Source organism: Candidatus Paceibacterota bacterium, assembly GCA_035438625.1.
Lineage (GTDB): Bacteria > Patescibacteriota > Minisyncoccia > Phycocordibacterales > DAORIS01 > DAORIS01.
On the sequence record DAORIS010000002.1, the window covers coordinates 1 to 18,175 of the forward strand.

At 42.5% G+C, this 18,175-nt stretch carries 17 protein-coding genes and 7 tRNA genes; 15 read left to right on the top strand and 9 right to left on the bottom strand.

Annotation, left to right across the window (positions count from 1 at the left end):
- Positions 1 to 370: serine--tRNA ligase (locus PLF31_00775; GenBank protein ID HRH25998.1), on the bottom strand; the 370-nt coding region annotated here is incomplete at its 3' end.
- Positions 371 to 619: 249 nt separating this feature from the next.
- Between PLF31_00775 and topA the strand changes: the two genes are divergently transcribed.
- A complete protein-coding gene (gene topA / locus PLF31_00780; GenBank protein HRH25999.1) occupies positions 620 to 2,815 on the top strand; it encodes a type I DNA topoisomerase in 2,196 nt (731 codons plus the stop codon).
- On the opposite strand, the gene PLF31_00785 is transcribed toward topA, so the two are convergent.
- A complete protein-coding gene (locus tag PLF31_00785) occupies positions 2,812 to 3,891 on the bottom strand; it encodes a ParB/RepB/Spo0J family partition protein (GenBank protein ID HRH26000.1) in 1,080 nt (359 codons plus the stop codon). The two genes, topA and PLF31_00785, sit on opposite strands and share 4 nt — an antisense overlap.
- Positions 3,892 to 4,032: 141 nt before the next feature.
- Between PLF31_00785 and PLF31_00790 the strand changes: the two genes are divergently transcribed.
- The 4 genes from PLF31_00790 (at position 4,033) to miaA (ending at position 5,958) form a co-directional block, all read left to right on the top strand.
- A complete protein-coding gene (locus PLF31_00790; GenBank protein HRH26001.1) occupies positions 4,033 to 4,353 on the top strand; it encodes a hypothetical protein in 321 nt (106 codons plus the stop codon).
- A gap of 93 nt (positions 4,354 to 4,446) precedes the next feature.
- Positions 4,447 to 4,528, top strand: a tRNA-Leu gene (locus PLF31_00795).
- Positions 4,529 to 4,628: 100 nt separating this feature from the next.
- Positions 4,629 to 4,976, top strand: coding sequence for a hypothetical protein (locus PLF31_00800; GenBank protein ID HRH26002.1), 348 nt, complete (start codon positions 4,629 to 4,631; stop codon positions 4,974 to 4,976).
- A gap of 61 nt (positions 4,977 to 5,037) precedes the next feature.
- The gene (miaA, locus tag PLF31_00805; protein ID HRH26003.1) at positions 5,038 to 5,958 is read left to right on the top strand and encodes a tRNA (adenosine(37)-N6)-dimethylallyltransferase MiaA; all 921 of its coding nucleotides are present in this window, start codon (positions 5,038 to 5,040) and stop codon (positions 5,956 to 5,958) included.
- Position 5,959: 1 nt separating this feature from the next.
- Here the strand turns inward: miaA and PLF31_00810 are convergent.
- From PLF31_00810 to PLF31_00835, 6 genes are all read right to left on the bottom strand, one after another.
- Positions 5,960 to 6,031, bottom strand: a tRNA-Trp gene (locus PLF31_00810).
- A 61-nt stretch (positions 6,032 to 6,092) separates the two neighbouring features.
- Complete coding sequence (gene rpmG / locus PLF31_00815; protein ID HRH26004.1) at positions 6,093 to 6,248, bottom strand: 50S ribosomal protein L33; 156 nt, start codon at positions 6,246 to 6,248, stop codon at positions 6,093 to 6,095.
- Between the two features lie 28 nt (positions 6,249 to 6,276).
- Complete coding sequence (locus PLF31_00820) at positions 6,277 to 7,110, bottom strand: aminotransferase class IV (protein HRH26005.1); 834 nt, start codon at positions 7,108 to 7,110, stop codon at positions 6,277 to 6,279.
- A 55-nt stretch (positions 7,111 to 7,165) separates the two neighbouring features.
- A tRNA-Tyr gene (locus PLF31_00825) sits at positions 7,166 to 7,250 on the bottom strand.
- A 494-nt stretch (positions 7,251 to 7,744) separates the two neighbouring features.
- Positions 7,745 to 10,405, bottom strand: a complete 2,661-nt coding sequence (locus PLF31_00830) for an AAA family ATPase (GenBank protein HRH26006.1) — start codon at positions 10,403 to 10,405, stop codon at positions 7,745 to 7,747.
- 11 nt (positions 10,406 to 10,416) lie between these two features.
- On the bottom strand, positions 10,417 to 11,646 hold the full coding sequence (locus PLF31_00835; protein HRH26007.1) for a cysteine desulfurase family protein: 1,230 nt from the start codon (positions 11,644 to 11,646) through the stop codon (positions 10,417 to 10,419).
- 59 nt (positions 11,647 to 11,705) lie between these two features.
- On the opposite strand from PLF31_00835, the gene infB reads away from it, so the two are divergent.
- From infB to PLF31_00875, 8 genes are all read left to right on the top strand, one after another.
- Positions 11,706 to 13,247: a translation initiation factor IF-2 gene (gene infB / locus PLF31_00840; protein ID HRH26008.1), complete on the top strand. Its 1,542-nt coding sequence runs from the start codon at positions 11,706 to 11,708 to the stop codon at positions 13,245 to 13,247.
- Between the two features lie 15 nt (positions 13,248 to 13,262).
- Positions 13,263 to 13,577 carry a ribosome-binding factor A gene (locus tag PLF31_00845; GenBank protein ID HRH26009.1) on the top strand — a complete coding sequence of 105 codons (315 nt, stop codon included), beginning with the start codon at positions 13,263 to 13,265 and terminating at the stop codon, positions 13,575 to 13,577.
- Positions 13,578 to 13,630: 53 nt separating this feature from the next.
- Positions 13,631 to 13,704 (top strand) — tRNA-Cys (locus PLF31_00850).
- Between the two features lie 73 nt (positions 13,705 to 13,777).
- A complete protein-coding gene (locus PLF31_00855) occupies positions 13,778 to 14,128 on the top strand; it encodes a hypothetical protein (GenBank protein ID HRH26010.1) in 351 nt (116 codons plus the stop codon).
- Between the two features lie 106 nt (positions 14,129 to 14,234).
- Positions 14,235 to 14,318: transfer RNA gene (locus PLF31_00860), tRNA-Leu, on the top strand.
- A gap of 61 nt (positions 14,319 to 14,379) precedes the next feature.
- A tRNA-Lys gene (locus PLF31_00865) sits at positions 14,380 to 14,455 on the top strand.
- 23 nt (positions 14,456 to 14,478) lie between these two features.
- Positions 14,479 to 14,904: a GtrA family protein gene (locus tag PLF31_00870; GenBank protein HRH26011.1), complete on the top strand. Its 426-nt coding sequence runs from the start codon at positions 14,479 to 14,481 to the stop codon at positions 14,902 to 14,904.
- Positions 14,897 to 15,622: a glycosyltransferase family 2 protein gene (locus PLF31_00875; GenBank protein ID HRH26012.1), complete on the top strand. Its 726-nt coding sequence runs from the start codon at positions 14,897 to 14,899 to the stop codon at positions 15,620 to 15,622. Before PLF31_00870 ends, PLF31_00875 begins: the two co-directional genes overlap by 8 nt.
- Here the strand turns inward: PLF31_00875 and PLF31_00880 are convergent.
- Complete coding sequence (locus PLF31_00880) at positions 15,597 to 17,219, bottom strand: hypothetical protein (GenBank protein ID HRH26013.1); 1,623 nt, start codon at positions 17,217 to 17,219, stop codon at positions 15,597 to 15,599. The genes PLF31_00875 and PLF31_00880 overlap by 26 nt on opposite strands.
- A gap of 37 nt (positions 17,220 to 17,256) precedes the next feature.
- Here PLF31_00880 and PLF31_00885 point away from each other — a divergent pair.
- A tRNA-Leu gene (locus PLF31_00885) sits at positions 17,257 to 17,343 on the top strand.
- Positions 17,344 to 17,398: 55 nt separating this feature from the next.
- The gene (locus tag PLF31_00890) at positions 17,399 to 18,112 is read left to right on the top strand and encodes a TraX family protein (protein HRH26014.1); all 714 of its coding nucleotides are present in this window, start codon (positions 17,399 to 17,401) and stop codon (positions 18,110 to 18,112) included.
- The last annotated feature ends 63 nt before the right edge of the window (positions 18,113 to 18,175 follow it).

Sequence of the window (18,175 nt, forward strand, 5' to 3'; positions counted from 1 at the left end):
TTCTAACTTCAAGGTTGTCAGCATCGGATGCGCCATCTGGAACAGTTACATCAGCAATGTTTGGTACTTGAAGCATTAATCGCTGCCACTCCTTTAATACGTTTTTATACGCTTCTTCTTTTTCTCCAAGCTCTGACTTAACTCGTTGCATGTCAGAAATCATCTGCACTCGTTCTTCTGACGTTGCGGCACTTGCAATCTTTTCACTGTGCGCATTTTGTTCAGCACGTTTTGATTCCATGAACTGTTGGAGTTCACGTCGTTCCTCATCAACTTTTATAAGTTCAGAGACGTCAAACTGAATGTGCTTTTTTGTAGCAGCATGTGCAATTAAATCTTTGTTTTCCCGGATGAACTTGATGTCCAGCATAGTATTAATTTCTCAGCGGATATTTATACACTTTACCACACACACCATGCCCTATATATACTTATACATAATTTGACTATTTATGTGCATTAATTCATGCTTATCTTGTCGGTGACTTACCCTCATCGACCGATACCGGAAGGGCCAGGAAACAAAGCGTTTCCTGGCCCCTTTTTTATTTACATTCTCTAACTTCACCGTACCCAAAAACTTGCCAATTCTTCCGTACCATAGTACTAGTATAGGAACATGAAGCTCGTAATTGTTGAGTCTCCTTCCAAAGCGAAGACCATCGAGAAGTATCTCGGTGAGCCATATATCGTGCGCGCATCAGTCGGTCACGTACGTGATTTGCCGAAGAATAACAAGAAGGCAATTGATATTGAAAACGGCTTTGAACCACACTATGAAATCTCTAAAGGAAAAGAGGTTGTATTGAGTGAAATCAAAAAACTTGCTGACAAGGCTGACGAAGTGATTCTTGCAACCGACCCCGATCGAGAAGGAGAAGCAATTGCCTGGCACATCCAGCAAGCTGCAAAACTAGTCAAACCAAAACGAATCAGCTTCACTGAAATCACTAAAGCTGCCGTTCTCTATGCACTCGAGCATCCTCGAACAATTGATCAAAATCTCCGTAAAGCTCAGGAAGCACGACGTGTACTTGATCGTCTCGTGGGATATGACCTCTCAGGATTAATCTGGAAAAAAATTCGTTATGGACTTTCAGCTGGACGCGTACAGTCTCCTGCTCTTCGTATTCTCGTTGAGCGAGAGCGTGAAATCAAAGCCTTTAATCCTGAACAATACTTCACCCTTTCTGCCCTCCTTAAAAAAACTTCTGGAGAAGAAATTGCATTTGAATATCCCGACCAAGTCTTTGACGCAAAAGAAGCAACACGACAAGCGGGAATTGCTGAAGAAAAAGATTGGAATATTATTGATGTACAAGCAACTGAAACAGCTCGTTCTCCTCGCCCACCATTCATCACCTCAACACTCCAGCAAACCGCAAGTAACAGACTTGGCTTTAGCCCATCACGAACCATGATGATCGCACAGCGATTATACGAAGCTGGTCACATTACATACATGCGAACTGATAGTCCGTCACTTGGAGAAAGTGCAATGACTGCAATTAACGCACACATCAAAGAAACTGTTGGTGAGAAATATGCAGAGTCACGAAAATTTGCTGCAAAAGGAAAAAATGCACAGGAGGCTCACGAAGCCATCAGGCCAAGTACTATTTCAAAAGAGTCAGCAGGAGCCAACGACGAACAAAAGAAGCTCTATAGGCTCATTTGGGAGCGTACAGTGGCATCTCAAATGACAGACGCGAAGGTTGAACGTACAAAAGCAACAGCGGCACCAACAAAAGACCCGTCAGTTATTTTTAACGCAAACGGTTCTCGTATCATTTTCGATGGTTGGATGAAAATTCATCCTGACAGTGGCAGTGAAGATCAAATCCTTCCAAAACTAAATCCTGGAGAAGGAATGAAACTCGTCTCGTCTGAAAAAACTGAGAAATTTACCCAGCCACCACCACGATACACAGAAGCTGGACTTGTTCGAGAACTTGAAAAGCGCGGCATTGGTCGACCAAGTACATACGCAACGATCATCAAGACACTTGAAGAGCGTGGGTATGTGAATAAGGAAAACCGAACACTCATTCCGACTGACACTGGAGACGTAGTATCAAAATTCCTTGAAGATAACTTCACTGATTACATCAGTGACTCATTCACAGCAACAATGGAAGACTCGCTTGATGGCATTGCTGACGGAACTCATGAGTATGAAAAAATTCTCAAAGACTTCTACGGTCCGTTTCATAAGGAAGTGAAAAAGCGAGATAAAGAAAGTGAAAAGCTCACCAACCTCGGTCCTGCACCTACAGAATTTAAGTGTCCAGTCTGTGGAAGCAACATGGTCTTCAAGCTTTCTCGAAACGGAAAGTTTATGAGTTGCAGCCGATTCCCCGATTGTACCGGAGCACTTACCGAGGAAGGAAAAGAAATGGCCAAAGATACTATCATTGGCAAACATCCTGATTCTGATCTCGATATCCTTGTAAAAGACGGACGCTTCGGACCATATCTACAAGTTGGAGAAAAGGATAAGAAACTTAATCCAAAACCTCGCCGTGCAAGTATTCCAGTTGAAATGAATCCGCAAGGACTTTCAATGGACGATGCATTAAAGCTACTTTCTCTTCCACGAGTTCTTGGAAAACACCCTCAAACAGGAGTAGATATCATCGCAAACAAAGGACGCTTCGGACCATACGTCGGACACGATAGGGATTTCAGATCTATCAAGCCTCCGCTAGATGTCTATACAATTACACTTGATGAAGCACTTACACTTCTTGCACAAGAAAAGAAAAAGCGAGGATTCCAAAAGAAAGTGAAGACAGAGCAGAAAAATAAACCTTAGATAGTGAAATTCTTCAGAGAGTAGATGTCATCGCTTTCCTCTGCAGCTTTTACCTCCACAGGAGTTCTGTCATCTTCTCCGGCCTGTAGTGGAGCTGCTTCCGGTGCAACAACTGGATCAGCAATAACCTCTGGAGCTTCTACGGTTGGCTTAGGTTGTTGCTTTGCTTCAATGGCACCACCCATCGCTGCTTCAAACCTATGAAGCATTGTCCGAGGATCTTGTTCTTTGGAATGCTGTACAAGATTTAAAATACTTCGAAGATCATCAGCTGAGAAGAAATCAATCATCACCTTTCCTCCGTTATCTTTCCGTTCAATATGAACACGTGTACCAAATGATTCAGCAAGTTTCTGTTCAAGTTCAACAATTTCAGGATCGATCATTCGCTCCTTCTTACGAACCTTGTCATACGCAATGCGTCGAGCGATTGCCTCTGCTTCGCGGACTGTGAGGCGCTTAAACATGATTTCTTTAAGGAGTGTCGCTTGTTCTTCAGGTCGGTCGTTAAGCATTCCAAGTGGACGAGCGTGACCTTCTGAAATATTTCCTGCTGAAAGCGCATCAAGAATATCTTGAGGAAGAGCGAGTAATCGGAGACTGTTTGTCACATACTCACGACTTCGTCCAACTTTGCTTGCAATCTCTCCATGTTTAAATCCGAACTCTTCTACGAGTCTTTGAAACGCTCGTGCGCGATCAACGGGATTTAGATCTTCACGTTGTACGTTTTCAATGATCGCGAGTTCAAGCTTGAGAAGATTACTTTCATCACCAATTTTAATGAGCACCGGGACTTCACGAAGACCTGCCATCTTTGACGCTCTAAGACGTCGCTCTCCAGCGATAAGTTCATATTCAACTGCAAGACCGCCATCTTCCTTAATAACCTCATTACGTGTCACCACAAGCGCCTGGAGAACTCCATATTGCTTAATAGAATCAGAGAGAGCTTTCAGTTGGATAGGGTCAAAATCCTTACGAGGCTGGAATGGATTGGGTTTAATTTTATCTACCTCGACCCAGAAAATTGCATTGTTATAGAAGTTTGATGTCGGAGTTGTTGGTGACTGCATGAGGACATTATAACGCACTGCCTATCTTAAAAAATTGTGTATAAAGATGTTTTTAATAGACACACCACAATCATTGACTTATATACATATATATAGTATAATTATACATGGAAAGGCTAGAGAGTTCCTCTAGAATTGCGCATGGCAAAAATCGTTAACGGAGTACTTAGTTGCATTATCTTCATACTCCTTATCATCTGCGTGTACTGGAGCAGGAGTGATCAGCTTTCTGGTGACACCGTGTCACCAACTGATCAACTCGCGTCCGCACTCAGCGACCTTAAGAAGGGCAAGCAAGTGAAGTTTGAGTCTGTACGCCAAGGCCTCAACGTCATGTCGTACAACGCCTTCGTACGCGAAGCGGCTGACAAAGCAGGCATCAGTATGGATGAAGCAACTGCCCTCTTGAACAACAGCGTCTTGGTCACCACCAAACCAACACTCACCGTCGAGGCTGACTGACAAAAACATCTTACCGAACCGCTCTTTGGAAAGAGCGGTTTCTTTTTTGTAAAATTGCTCTTTAAATAGAATTTCAGTACACTTCCCCATACCGCCAGAGTGATGAAATTGGCAAACATACTCGACTCAAAATCGAGCGCCGAAAGGCTTGCGGGTTCAAGTCCCGCCTCTGGCACAAGTTGAATTTTTAATTAATAAGCGTAGTATCCCACTGTTATTGGTTTTGGGTCAGTATCCAAACCAACTGTCCTTTCTCACCCTTAAAGGAGTAGCCGATGCAAACTGCAACGCGGAAGAAACCTTCCAAGGAAGTCCAGGAGTATCTTGACCTTCGCAAACATGTCCGACGTTTACTTGATGTTGTCTTTCCGAAGGAACAACATCAAGTTGTCGAGCCGACATTCGTCACAACCCTGGGTCACAAAATCCTACTTGATCGGTTGATCATCGGAGTCCGATCATGTCAAAAATTGGCACACGAAGCACATCGTGTCAAAGAGATCAATAAGTGGCGACAAATCGAATATGATTTGATCGACAAGCGCCGTGAACTTGATGACACAATACGTGTACTCAAACCCTTTAAATTGTTCGACAAACTTCCACACACCCTCATCAAATGACCAACACCAACCCAGACCGGAGCATTGCTCCGGTCTCTTTTTTTATCTATAGTACCCACACATGGAAAAACTTCCCCGTATTATTGCTCTCATTGGTCCCACGGCTGTTGGCAAAAGTGATCTTGCTGTTGAAATTGCGTTGCAGCTAAAAAAATCTGGTGTTGATGCTGAAATTGTTTCAGCAGATTCACGACAAGTATATACAGGATTAGATCTTGGCACAGGAAAAATCACAACTTCTGAAATGCGAGGAATTCCACACCACTTGCTTGATGTAGCAAATCCAAAAGAAACATATACAGCTTCGGATTTTACAAGAGATGGACGAATGGCTATCGAAGAAATAGTACAAAGAAGTGCTGTGCCAATTGTCTGTGGAGGATCAGGATTTTACATAGACTCACTCATTGGTCTTGCGTCTATCCCTGACGTTCCTCGTAACCCTAAATTACGAAAGTCTCTTGAGGAAATAACCATTGAAGAATTATATTCAATGATTCAACAAAAAGACCCTGACCGAGCCAGCACAATTGATAAACACAATCGGCCACGATTAATACGGGCAATAGAAATTATCGAACATAGTGGAAAGGTTCCTGCCGCGACTCCGTCTCCTATATACAACGTTACATACATTGGCCTTACACTTCCCCACGAAATACTTAAGGAAAGGATTATCTTAAGACTTAAAAAGCGCATGGAAGCAGGAATACTCGATGAAATTCGCGACCTCCATGAAAATGGATTGTCGTACGAGCGAATGGAAGAACTCGGTTTGGAGTACCGATATGGAGCACTTCTCTTACAAGAAAAAATTATACTGGAAGAATTTAATGAACGTCTAGTTAATGAAATATCAAACTACGCAAAACGACAAATGACGTGGTTTAAAAGAAATAAATTAATCACCTGGCTTACTGCAAACGAAATTGATCAGAAAACAGTGGATAACCTTCTACAAAGGTTAACAGAGAATGAATAAGCGGGCCCGCCCCGACTCGAACGGGGAACCTTCCTTTTGGAGAGGAATGTTTTACCATTGAAACTACAGGCCCAGTAAAAGCAGTCTATCGCACAAGGATACCTAACGCAAAAGCGACCCGTAGGTCGCTTTTGTTATTTCTTTACTTCCTTAAAGACTACGCGCTTTCGAAGTGACTTACTGTACTTCTTAAGTTCGATCTTACGAGGCACCTTACGGCGATTCTTTCGAGAAAGGTAAACCTCTCCTGTTTCCTTGTTTTTGAGGATGATTAGATTGTCCTGTGACATGCGGGACACTATAGCCTAGAAAAGACTCCTAGGCAAGACCTGCAGCCTTTTTATATCGTTCTATGACCATTTTGGTAACTGGTCCAGGCCCATCAAACAGTTTTCGTCCATCAACAGTCACAATTGGCACAATATCCTTAAAACTTGAGGTTATAAAGATTTCATCAGCTAAAAGGAGGTCTTCTACAGAGACAGGTCCCTCTACAACCTTCTGATCAGCCGTAATTTCAAGCACAATTTTTCGAGTAATTCCCTTTAACACCCCTACTTCAGGAGTCTTAAGTACGCCATCTTTAACAATACAAATATTACTTGTCGCACACTCTAACACTTGCCCCCTACTGACGAACAATACTTCAATTGCATTGGCTTGACGCTTCTTTTCAGCTGTCACAACAGCACTAATGTAATTAATTGTTTTAAATTGTGCGTACTGTCGTTCAAATTCATGCGTTACAATTGATGAGCCATTCGTATAAATGTCATCTGGAAGCGGAAGAAATGGTTCAGCAAGAATATAGAATGTTGGTTTTTCGGGGTTAAACGATAGGCCTTCGATCATCTCTCCACCAGTTAAAATTACTCGAGTATTAAATCGCGTAGCGTCCATTTTTTCCGCAAGGAGATCATATGCTTTTTCGATTTGCTCATCAGAATCTGGAACTTGCAAACCAAGTCCTGCAGCAGAGTTTCGCAGGCGTTTAACATGGTCGTCTAAACGAAGTGGCTTGTTATTGATTACCGCTATTCCGTCATACACCCCAAACCCTCGCAGCATCCCAATATCCTGAACCGAGACTGTTGCTTCCTCTGTGGGAATCACGACACCGTTCTTATAGCACCAAAAATTACCGGATTTCATGTAGCAGTTATACCATAACGAAAAAACGGGTTATACACCCGTTTTTTCGTTTCTGTGCGTAGGGAGGGATTCGAACCCCCGTAGCCCAATGGGCGTCAGATTTACAGTCTGATGCAATTGACCAGCTCTGCCACCTACGCGTAGAGCGTATTCTACATATTTTTTCACTTGAAGCAAAGTAAAAGGCGCCTTCTCAAATAAAATTGAGAATGCGCCTTTATGAAATTACCGAGGCTTCAACATGAATTCTTGAAAAATCTTCTGGAGCTCGATCTCAACCGCAGTGGGGTTAACGCATTTCAGATGCATTCGGGTCTTGCCAGCAGCACACACTAGGGTAACCATCACACCAGACGTGTCCTGCTTGTAGGAAATCTTCCAGTTGTGCCGGGGCTCTTTTCGAACCCACTTCCTCACCACAGTGAATTTCTTAACCAGCTCTGACGCCAAACAAAACGTAGCGATATTGGTCAAGATTGGTGAGTAACTCAAGTCTTCCCGACCGACCTGTTTCAGATTAGCTCTTTCTGACACAATTAGACTCCTTCCATAGAGAATAGAAAAAACGACCTAGATCAAATTACCACACAATTTACATGTGTCAAAAAACACCTCGCTTTCGAGGTGTTTTTCTTTATGCTGCTACGAGCTCTTCTTGAATGATGCTGCCCTTTCTTCCCTTTTTAATATCGAAGGTAAATTGACTATCCTTTACACCCACTGAGATTGATCCACCCTTCAAGATGCTCTTTGAAATAATCAGCTGTGCTGCTTGGTTTAGAATCTTTGATTGAATCAAACGCTTGAGTGGTCGTGCACCGAACTGCGGATTATATCCTTCCTTTGCAAGCAACTTCATTGCTTCTTCTGACACGTCGAGTGTAATTTCCTTTTGTGCTAATCGTTCTTTAATTTGCTCAACTTGGATCCGTACAATACTTTCGATAACTTCAGGTGAAAGTACATCAAAGACAATGATGTCATCGATTCGGTTAAGGAATTCAGGTCTGAAGTGATCCTTAAGTGCTTCCATGATCTTCTCTTTGCTTTCTGCGTATTCTCCAGCGTTTCCATCGGTATGGAATCCGATCTTCTGTAGTCGATCGATGTATTGAGCACCGAGGTTTGATGTCATGATAATGACGGTGTTTTTGAAGTTTACCGTCCTACCCTTGGAATCAGTCAAGCGACCGTTATCAAGCACCTGTAGGAGCAAATTGAAGACTTCAGGGTGTGCTTTCTCGATCTCATCGAAGAGAATTACCGAGTACGGACGGTGCCGTACGGCTTCAGTCAATCCTCCTCCTTCGTCATATCCAACATATCCTGGAGGTGCACCAATCAACTTTGAAACCGCATGCCGTTCCATGAACTCAGACATGTCCACTCGGATGAGTGCTTTGTCGTCATCGAACATAAACTCAGCCAGTGCCTTTGTGAGTTCTGTCTTTCCAACTCCTGTTGGTCCAAGGAAAATAAATGAGCCAATTGGTCGGTTAGGGTCAGCGATACCAGCTCGGCTTCGTCGAACCGTGTCGGCGATTTTCTTAACCGCTTCATCTTGCCCAACGATTCGCTTACGAAGTTCATCTTCCATACGGGTGAGCTTATCCGCTTCAGTTTCCATCATGCGAGCCATAGGAATACCAGTCCACTTTGCAACAATTTCAGCAATATCTTGCTCACGAATTTCTTCCTTGAGGATTCGACGGCCAACTTGCAGTCTCTTGAGTTTTTTTAGCTTTCCTTCTAGTTCTTTTTCAAGTGCAGGAATTTTTCCATATCGAATTTCAGCTGCTTTTGCGAGATCTGCTCGGGCTTCTGCACCTTCTGCTTCAAGGCGAAGTGTTTCTAAGCTCTTCTTGGCAGTTTTGATGTCATTAAGGATCTCCTTCTCATTCTTCCATTTCGATTCAATCTCTGATGTTCGTTCTTTAAAGTCAGCAATTTCAGCATCGATCTTCTTTACTCGATCCTTTGACTTTGCATTTGTTTCCTTTTTCAAAGCTTCTCGTTCAATTTCCAAACGCATTACCTTTGCATGAGTTTCCTGTAGTACCGGTGGCATGTCTTCAAGAGAGATTTTCAAATATGACGCTGACTCATCAATGAGGTCAACCGCTTTGTCAGGCAAAAACCTGTCAGAAATATATCGACTTGAGAGATTTACCGCAGCAACAATAGCATCGTCGGTAATTCGTACACCGTGATAGAGCTCATACTTTTCTTTAAGACCTCGGAGAATAGCAATCGCATCATCGATTGATGGCTCGTTAACATACACCGGCTGGAAACGTCGAGTCAGAGCTGGATCCTTTTCAATATGCTTTTGATATTCGCGGAGTGTTGTTGCACCAATTGCACGAAGCTCACCACGAGCAAGCGCGGGCTTTAACATGTTTGAGGCATCGAGTGATCCTTCAGCACTTCCAGCTCCAACGATTGTATGGATCTCGTCGATAAAGAGGACAATACGTCCTTCTGACTTTTCAATTTCCTTAATAATATTTTTGAGGCGTTCCTCAAATTCTCCACGGTATTTTGTGCCGGCAACAAGAGAACCAAGATCGAGTGACACAAGTTCTTTATCCTTAAGTGACTCAGGAACATCTCCTTGAGCCATACGAATCGCCAACCCCTCAACGATCGCTGTTTTTCCAACACCTGCCTCACCAATCAAGATTGGGTTATTTTTTGTTCGTCGAGAAAGAATCTGGATGATACGTGTAATTTCATCATCACGACCAATGACTGGATCAAGTTTATTTTCAGAAGCGAGCTTAGTCAGTGAACGCGTAAATTTTGTCAGTGACTTGTTTCGCTTTGGCTGATGTGAGTCAGCAGTCTTTGTATTTTTAAATTCTTCAATCACCTTAACTACTGCTTCACGCTTAATGCGGAATTTTGAAAGTAGCTCTTTTGCACGACTTGGAACATCGAGCATTGCGAGGAAGAGGTGTTCAGATCCCACAAACTCTTCGTTCATGGTACGAGCAACACGCACAGACGCTTCAACGATCTGTGCAAATTCTGGAGTGAGGTATATCTGGTATGCAGGTGAAAGTGTCTGTGCGGTTTCACCTGTTTCAACCACCTCGAGCATTGAGTCAGTCAGAAGCATTGTATCAACCTCCATTCTCTCAAGGATTGCCAATACCAAACTCTCTTCCTGCAAGAGAAAGGCGCCTAAAAGATGTACAGGATTAACATGATTCTGCCCACGTTCTATGGCTAATTCATGGGCTTTTTTAATCGTTTCCTTCGCTTTTGTTGTGAAATTACTAAAAGGTGGCATATGCCCACATTTTACACTATTTTAAACAGTGTTTCAAGGGCAATATCTATATCTTTTTTAGTCGTTTCTCGTCCAAATGAGAACCGGATTGATGACTCGGCACAGCGCCGCTTCGCCTCCCCTAAGGACTCAATGACGTATGAACCAGCAGCGTCTGATAGTGTCGAGCAGCTACTTGCAGAGGAAACACAGATTCCCTTTGCATCAAGCTGAAGCACCACGAATTCAGAATCAATGTTTCGAATGCACACATTTACATTGTTTGGTATTAGTTCTCCCTCTTTCACACTTCCATTAATAGACGCCTTCTCACCATAGTGACGTGCAATTTTTTCTATGAAATATGTTTGTAACTTGCGGATTCGTTCTGACTCCGACACTCGAAGTTCAGTTGCTTCTATGAGTGCCTCTTTAATACCAACAACTTGAGATACAGACTCTGTTCCCGGTCGCTTTCCTCGCTGGTGTGCACCACCAAGCATAAGCGGTGCAAAACGTACCGCATCTTTTGCAATGAGTATGCCGCTTGCCCGTGGTCCATACATTTTAATTCCGTCCAAGGTCACCATATCTACACCCAATTCATTAATCGCAAGCGGCAAGTACAAAGGTGCTTGACACGCATCAGTATAGAAATACGGATAGTCGGAGTGTTGATCTCTTCCAGAAACACTTTTCCGCATCTCTTTAATTTTCTTCGAAATCTCACGGAGTGGCTGGATTGTTCCAATTTCATTGTTTACATACATCACACAGACCAAGACAGTGTCAGGAGTTAGAAGTTTTGAAATTTCTTTTGGGTCAATAATGCCATCATCGTTTGGAAGTACGTATGTGATGAGTACACCATCGGCTTCAAGTGCACGGGTAGTTTCAAGTACCGCAGCGTGTTCGAATGCTGAAACGATAATATGTGGTCGCGGAAATACTGTTCTATCGAGTGCCTTGATTACGCCCTGGATTGCAAGGTTGGCCGATTCTGTTCCTCCTGACGTGAAATATATTTCATTAGGTTGTGCAGAAACAATCTTTGCAATCTGTACGCGAGCGTCTTTGATGATCTCTTTCGCCTTCACCCCTTCTGTATATATCGCTGCTGGGTTATGAAAGTACCCTTGGTACGTTTCAAGCACGCGAGATACACGTTTTGAGACAGGTGTAGCGGACGCATAGTCAAGAAATACACGTTTTGAGGTCCCGTGCGTGGGGTTTTTTTGAAACCAAGAGAAATTGATGCCCATGTGCGCGATTGTAACCCCTGAATGTACAAATACAAAGCGATATGTATAATCAAAAAGCTATGTCATCTCCTAAGAAAAATGAGAAAAGCAAAGGGACAAGTACAGGGGAACTCATTGAAAGACCCCCTATTGTTGTTGTCATGGGACACATTGACCATGGTAAGTCCACCCTCCTTGATTACATTCGAAAGACTTCAATAGTAGACAAAGAGGCTGGGGGTATCACACAAAAGGTAGGAGCATATGAAGTGGAAGTTGAACGTGCAAGCGGTATGAAGCGCGTTACATTCATCGACACACCAGGCCATGAAGCCTTCCAAGGAATACGTGCTCGCGGAGCAAAAACTGCCGATATTGCCATCCTTGTTGTCTCTGCTGAAGATGGAGTTAAGCCACAGACCCTCCAGGCACTACAAACTATTCTTGCCGAAGAACTTCCATACCTCGTTGCAATTAACAAAATCGATCGACCTAACGCTGACATCGAACGAACCAAACAAAGCCTCGCTGAAAACGAAATCTATGTTGAAGGATACGGAGGAAATATTTCTGTTGTACCTATTTCAGCAAAAACTGGAGAAAATGTAGACGAACTCATCGAGACAATTCTTCTTATGGCAGAGCTAGAAGAGTTTAAGGCGGGAACTGATGCGCAATGCACAGGATTCGTACTTGAATCAGACCGAGACAAGAAAAAAGGAAACGCCGCAACACTAATTATCACCTCTGGAACCATGCGTTCAGGAGAAACAGTCGTTGCTGGACTCACCTACTCTCCTATCCGTGTATTTGAAAACTTCTTAGGCAAACCAATCAAAGAAGCAACATTCTCAGCTCCTGTTCGAATCAGCGGTTGGGACTCAGTTCCACCAGTAGGCTCAACATTTACTGTGTTTTCAACAAAGAAAGAAGCCGAAGCCTACATTGATGAACAAAAAGATATCCTCTCCCAGGTTAAACAAACAAACAACAGAAATACCACCGGTGAAAGCAAGCCGTACATTCCTGTCATTATTCGTGCGCAAGATGCCGGAAGACTGGACGCGGTTATCCACGAGATTTCAAAAATTTCCCATCCTGATATTGATATAAAAGTTATCTCAAGTGGTGTTGGTGAAATTACCGAAGCTGATATCAAAATGGCAATTGGCTCTTCAACAAAAGCAGTCGTTGTTGGATTTGCAACAAGCATCGACACACCAGCTCGAATGATGGCAGAAAACAGCGCGACTGACATTCGATCGTTTGAAATCATTTACAAACTGTCAGAGTGGCTCCAGGAACTTCTCAAAGAACGTATTCCAAAGAAGATGACTGACCAAATTACAGGAAAACTTAAAGTACTTAAATTCTTCAGCCGATCAAAAGACAAACAAATCATTGGAGGAAAAGTTATCGAAGGAGTAATTAAAAACGGTGGTGAAATTAAAATCATCCGCCGAGAAAATGACATTGGCCGAGGTTCTATCCGCGAACTCCAAGCAAAAAAGGAACGTGCGAGCGAGATTGAAGAAGGACGCGAGTGTGGATTGATGGTTGAGTCAAAGTTTGAAATCGCTCCAGGAGATATCCTTGAAGCATTTGAAACTATTGAGATATAGCGCCATACTATTTACATGAGACACACACCAGAGAGAAAAGAATCCTTACTTCGTGACGCAACAGCGGAATTTATTGCACGTAATGCAAACCGCACTTCCTTAATTACCGTCACTCGAGTGATCATTGACGAGAAGAGTCACCTTGCTGACATCATGATTTCAGTACTTCCTGAAAGCCAAGAAGCTGCAGTTCTCGATTTCTTGAGGCGCAACGTTATAGATTTCAAAGATTTTCTTTCAGAGCGCGTTCGAATCGGACGCATTCCACACTTTGTATTTACAATCGACGAAGGTGAAAAGAACCGCCAGAAGATCGACCGGTTGGTATAACGGACTTGTTCGATTCACCCAAAACACGTAGGATAGTGAGCGAGTGGTAGTTTGGCGCAGTGGCGAAGTTGGTCAACGCGACGGTCTGCAAAACCGTTATGCGCCGGTTCGAGACCGGCCTGCGCCTCAGTTGACTTCTGTTTAGTTGAGAGTAGGGGTTTTAGGCGAGTTCTATCTTTTCCTTTAATAAGAGATGTACGGTGTATATCGCTTGGATCCTTGTTGCAGTCCTTTTTGTCTTGCTCGTGTTAGTGGTTATTTACATTCGAAAGATAAACGGAAAAAATACTGAGCTTGAAACTAAGTACCATCAAGCTAGGTATGCGGTCATTAACGTGTTTCTTGAAACGCTTCAAACGGCAAGTAATGGATCAAGTGATCCACTTAATCACCCAACCCACTTTCATGTTGTAGACAAACTTGTCAAACAATTAACAAATTTCGACAAGCGCCACCTTTCCGCCACGCTGATTAATTACAACCTTACAATTCCAACACTCGAAAAGCGCCTCGTCTTCGTACTTCTGCCTGAAAACAAGAAAGCTGCCTAGACGTTAGCCACACCGATACGACCCACGAGATACTGTAACCAGTATCTCGTGGGCTTTTTTATTACATTCTTGCATCCAGGCTTTATTATGCGAGAATCAGTCGGACGCCCGAGTGCTGAAACTGGTAGACAGCCTCGACTTAAAATCGAGTGGAGGTAACTCCGTGTGGGTTCGATTCCCACCTCGGGCACAGCGATTAGTACTGCTCCAGACTTTTTCTTTCTGTATATTTTGTGTTATAACTTCCTCACCCTCCTATAGCTCAGTTGGTAGAGCATCCGCCTCTTAAGCGGTAGGTCGCAGGTTCGAATCCTGCTGGGAGGACCATAAAAACTGGTATACTTGTTCGAATGAATTATTCGCTTCCGACTCAAGTACTCGCGTTACGACACGTTTCAAAAATTTTTAAGTACCTCATTGCGGGTACTTGTATGACAGCGCTTGTCATTGGTCTTTTTTGGCTATTTTCAGGTCCTCTCCACATTAATTACATATTTGCAAACATAATTGCAACAACAACAGGAATCGTTATTGGTTTTTTTGTACACACACATTACACACATAGTGATAAAAAGAATTCTTCAGCTGACCACGGCAATCGAACACAATTTGTAAAATTTATTGCTCTTTCCTGTGTAAATATTGGTCTCTCAGCGCTACTCATGTTTGTACTTGTCAGCGGTTTTACACTTCCTGAAGTACCCTCGCAAGCACTTACATCCCTCTTGATCGCTGTCTGGACATATACCGCTCAATTATTCTTTGTCTATGTCTAAACCAATCGAGCGACACACTGAGTACAAAAAGGTCTCTATCGTCATTCCTTGTTACAACGAAGTAGCGACACTCTACGATCTTCTGGACGAAGTTGTTCGTGCAAAGGTGTGCGGACTTGAAAAAGAAATTATCGTCGTCAATGACGGATCGACGGACAGCACGGATGTCGCCATTTCTGCATACAAGTTAAGAAACAATGTTCATTATATTGCCCACGAAAAAAATCGTGGAAAAGGTGCAGCACTTCGAACAGGTTTTGCACACGCAACAGGCGACATCGTTATCGTCCAAGATGCTGACCTAGAATATAACCCACATGAGTATGAAAGATTACTTAAACCAATACTTGATAAAAAAACCGTAGCAGTGTATGGCTCACGACTACTACAAAAAAATCCACACGGTGGACTCTCCTTTTTACTCGGTGGAAAATTTTTAACAATACTTACAAATATACTCTTCGGCTCTTCAATTACTGACGAACCCACATGTTATAAAATATTTGATTCAAAGTTTCTCAAGAGCCTTGATCTAAAGTCAGAGAAATTTGAATTCTGTCCTGAAGTGACCGCAAAAACACTCAAGCATGGAGTGAACATTATCGAAGTACCAATTTCGTATCATCCACGAGATATTAAGCATGGAAAAAAGATCAGGTGGCACGATGGAGTTGAGGCTGCAAAAGTTCTGATTAAGGAGCGATTTTCCAAATCATAACTTCGCCAGTATCTGGGTCAGTATAGATTGGTTCACCTAAACGAAGCGTTGCAGCTACTGTACCCCGTGGGGTATCATTGACTTCCACTTTTTCTTCAATTACATACCGAACACCTTTGGAATATAACAGCTTTCTTGCTGCTTCAGGATCAACTTCTTTATAGTATCCAATATCTTGAAGTAGCCAATATATTTCCTCGTCATAGATGTATGTAAATGTTGGATCAAATCCTAATCCATATTTTCCACGTGGGTTAAAAAATACTAACTGGGGATATAAATGAAACGCTGGATTAAGTACAATCCCACCATCTCCTTGTGATGCAATAAAGTTTGCAGCGTTTTTATACGCAAACACACCCTGCGTTTGTTCATTCTCTTTAAGCGCCGATCCTTTTCCGATAATAAGGATAGGAAGTATGCAGATGGCAACCGCAATACCTACACCTCGTATAACACGCGGATGCTTTTCAAAAAAAGTAATTGCTGGGTTCCCGGAAAGATATGAGAGTAACGACCTGTGTCGTGGAATACACCACGAAATAGCGATTGAAAGTGGGAATAGGAGTAACGGTAGAGCATATTCAATTCCACGACCTACAAAAATTGATAGGAATACAAATGGTAGTGACAAACAAATTACAAACCATGTCACAAATTCAAACGATCGGCGAATGGATTTATAACTAATGATCCGGAGCACAGTTACAGCAAGTACAAGTGCACCAATAAGTGCCCACCATTCTCCCCATTGAAACGGAGCCCCACCAAGCTCCGCTGGATACTCAACCAATCTTCCTTGTGGAACAACGGTACGAAATAGTGATGTTGCGTGGACAAACAATCCATTAAATATATATGCACCACTTCCTGGGTGGAGAATAATACCGAGAATACATCCAATAATTGACACCCCACTTAAAATACATGCGCGCATTAATCCGAGCACAGCCTCTCTGTTTCTAATTCCAACATAGAAAAGATACGCAACTGGGTAGACGAGCGCTGGAATGATAATGAGTAACGAAAACGAATAAAAGAGTGGGGCGAGCAGTGAAACGAACGCAAGGCTGATATGTCTTTTCTTAATTAAAAAGTATGTGGCAAGGACAAAAAGCGTAATACTAATTAAATGTGGTCGCGACAATATTAACGCTCGATCGGCAAAGGTTGCTGATGCGGTCATTATAATTCCAAGTGACAAGAGAACACTCCATAGAGTTGTTTTTTGTACTTTGCTTCTAGCCGGTGTTTGGATATTAACCAAACAAAGCACTAGAATTGTAAACAATAGTGCTGAGAGAACTGCGTGATAAATTTTTGAACCAAGAATTATTCCAGAATACCCATCATCACTTGGAATTGCAGTAAATGGAGCCATAGATACGTGGTACAGGTACCACAAATCAGTTCCACTATCGTTAATTGTAGAAAATTGAGGATATTCGAATGGTTCTTTATCCCAGTAGCTTACCGCATGTCTTGCATGGTAGTATGGGTCTTCTGGCGTGCTGAAGCCCTGAATAAATAGCTGTGGAATGAGGCTAGCCAGGAAGAAATAGCCAAATATAATCAATACAAGCAGTGGTCGGGGCATCAAGCCATTGTAGCAGTGAGAATTATTTGAACAATATGGGCGAGTGGTGAAATTGGCAGACACGCCAGCCTTAGGAGCTGGTGCTAGCAATAGCGTGGGAGTTCAAGTCTCCCCTCGCCCACCAGTAAACAACCAGGGATGCCTGGTTGTTTTGTTTTAGGGTTTGATAGTATGTGTCCATGTCCACATTTCTCCTTAAAATCATCGCCATTGTCTCAATGGCAATAGACCACAGCGGGAAAATTCTATTCCACAATAATATCTACATGCAGATTATTGGCAGGATTTCATTTCCAATCTTTGCATGGTTAATTGCACATGGATACAGACACACACGAAATTCGAACAAGTATTTCTGGAGATTAGTTGCCTTTGCTTTTATCTCACAAATTCCCTACGAACTAGCATTCAGAGAATTAATAGTTACACAAGGATGGCCACTTGGATTAAATGTATTTTTTACTCTCGCTGCTGGACTACTTGCAATTATTGCATTCGAACGGTTTCAAAATCCCCTATTGAAATTAAGTTCTGTTGCATTGATTGGAATTACCGCTGAAATATTCAGGTTTGATTATGGACTCTTTGGTGTATTACTGATTTTTGCATTCCACATTTCATATACGTGGCATAGAGCATTACAATCGGCCCTAATTATTAGTCTTACTGTATTTCTCTATACTCCATTGTTTAATTTGGTCGTCTTACATTCTTCAACAAGTAACCTGTACTGGTATTCATTCTTCGGTACTCAAATTGCATCTATTGCAGCACTGCCAATACTCTGGCTTCACAGTGGAGAACAAGGATATCGAGCTAAATGGCTTTTCTACCTCTTTTATCCAATCCATTTCCTCGTATTGTATGCGTGTGTGTATTTTTTAAGTTTTTAAACTCACAATAAACTAAAGCCCCACTAAAGGGGATTGGAATAGTATCACTTGATTTATTTCTGG